General features: G+C 38.1%; 3 protein-coding genes. 1 reads left to right on the top strand and 2 read right to left on the bottom strand.

Annotated elements, in window-relative coordinates; genetic code table 11:
* Positions 1–86: 86 nt before the first annotated feature.
* Positions 87–1,040, top strand: a complete 954-nt coding sequence (gene ftsY, locus C200_RS14005; RefSeq protein ID WP_210428201.1) for a signal recognition particle-docking protein FtsY — start codon at positions 87–89, stop codon at positions 1,038–1,040.
* A gap of 269 nt (positions 1,041–1,309) precedes the next feature.
* Here ftsY and C200_RS14010 read toward each other — a convergent pair whose 3' ends face one another.
* Both C200_RS14010 and C200_RS14015 read right to left on the bottom strand, forming a co-directional pair.
* Positions 1,310–1,735, bottom strand: coding sequence for a hypothetical protein (locus C200_RS14010; RefSeq protein WP_016212211.1), 426 nt, complete (start codon positions 1,733–1,735; stop codon positions 1,310–1,312).
* A gap of 38 nt (positions 1,736–1,773) precedes the next feature.
* On the bottom strand, positions 1,774–1,957 hold a 184-nt coding region (locus C200_RS14015; RefSeq protein WP_033923860.1), incomplete at its 5' end, for an IS3 family transposase.

Below are 1,957 nucleotides of genomic sequence, written 5' to 3' on the forward strand. Positions count from 1 at the left end.
AAGCTGAAGAAGAAGCACGTCGCGCCGAAGAGAGCGCTAAAAAAGTAAAACAGGGTGGGCGTCTCTTCGGCCGCAAAAAAGACAAGATTGAAAAAAACAACGCCAATAGTAATAGTGAGAAAAAGCAAGGCTTATTCGCCCGCTTAAAATCAGGCCTCAGTAAAACCCGTGAAAATCTAGCCTCAGGCATTACCACACTTTTAATCGGCGAGAAAAAAATCGATGATGAGCTGCTGGAAGATTTAGAAACTCAGCTACTCATGGCAGATGTTGGCATTGATGCAACGACTCATATCATTACTGACTTAACCAAGCGTCTTGATCGCAACGAACTTACAGATACCCAAAAAGCGATGGAAGCGCTCAAAGAAAATTTATCTGGGCTGCTCGATCCATGCAATATTCCCCTAGAAATTCCAGAAACAAAAGATCCCTTTGTGATTTTAGTCGTCGGCGTGAATGGCGCAGGGAAGACCACAACCATTGGTAAACTTGCCAAATATTATCAAACCCAGGGTAAAAGCGTGATGCTTGCTGCTGGTGATACCTTCCGTGCCGCCGCGGTTGAACAATTACAAGTCTGGGGAGAACGTAACGATATTCCGGTAGTTGCCCAGCATACCGGTGCTGATAGCGCATCAGTAATTTTCGATGCGCATAACTCAGCCAAAGCACATGGTTATGACATTCTAATTGCCGATACCGCAGGCCGACTGCATACACAAAGCAACCTGATGGAAGAACTAAAAAAGGTAAAACGTGTGCTTGGCAAAGTCGACAATACAGCACCGCATGAAGTTTTACTAGTCCTAGACTCAGGCACTGGACAAAACGCTATTAACCAAGCTGAGCAGTTTCATCAGGCTGTCAATGTCTCAGGCATTGTCATGACTAAACTCGATGGCACGGCTAAAGGTGGGGTCATTTTTGCTATCGCTAAGAAAATGAAGTTACCTATCCGTTATATTGGCGTCGGCGAAAAAATTGATGATCTACGCCCTTTTAAATCAGATGAATTTATTGAGGCTTTATTTGGCTAAGACATAAACAACCCAAATCTGCACTTTAAAATTAGAGTAGTATCTTTTATACATTACCACTCATAAGAGATACTCAATTAACCTTAAAATACTCTGCATGATAATCTACATTATTAACATATAAAAAACGACTTAAAAAAATAATCAAATAATAATTAAAAGTTATTTTATTAAGATTTTATTGTTTTAAATAAATTGAAATAAATATATCTAAAATAAAATATTAGTGCAATAATCACTTCCAAAATCCTCAAGATAAACTAAAACCCTTACGGTTCTATTGTAACTCGCGCCCCTGGATATTGAGCAGGGTACTTTTGATTCTGAGCACAAAAATAGCTTTCAAGAAACATAAGTGCAGTCTTATCTTTTGAATATGAGAAAAACTTCTCATTATGTTTATCTCTAGTATCATCTTGAAGGCAATCTGCCGCACACCGACGCAGGTTTCTAAAGTGGACCTTGCCATCATCAGCTCTTACTAATGCAAAAAATTTCTCATATTTTTGTTCAGTATTTAAAATCGTACACATATTTCTACCTGAAGATGTTGTACTCTTCGGGCTCCACTTTTGCTGCTTAACAGCAACATAACTGACATCTTGAAAGGTTGCTGCTCTTAAAAAACACTCTGCCTTAACATCTGAAATCTCAGATTTAGCTAATAAATCACTCTTAAAATCTTCGAGCAACATTCTATCTTTGATCTGGCAACCTTTTTCTAGACAAATTTTTAACTGATTTTTTGATTATGCTCGTATTCCTCAGGTGATAAATAATCATTAGCTGAGTGAATGCGTTTTCTGTTATAAAAAACTTCGATATACTCAAAGATCGCTGATTTAGCCTCCTGTCGATTTTTAAAATTCATGTGATGAACTAACTCCGTTTTTAAGGTATGAAAGAAACTCTCTGAA

Origin of the sequence: Piscirickettsia salmonis LF-89 = ATCC VR-1361 (genome assembly GCF_000297215.2) — a bacterium.
In the GTDB taxonomy this organism is placed as follows: Bacteria; Pseudomonadota; Gammaproteobacteria; order Piscirickettsiales; family Piscirickettsiaceae; genus Piscirickettsia; species Piscirickettsia salmonis.

What these genes read in the sequence shown, in the direction of transcription:
- C200_RS14010 (WP_016212211.1), bottom strand. Translation starts at nt 1,735, where the DNA reads ATGTTGCTCGAAGATTTTAAGAGTGATTTATTAGCTAAATCTGAGATT.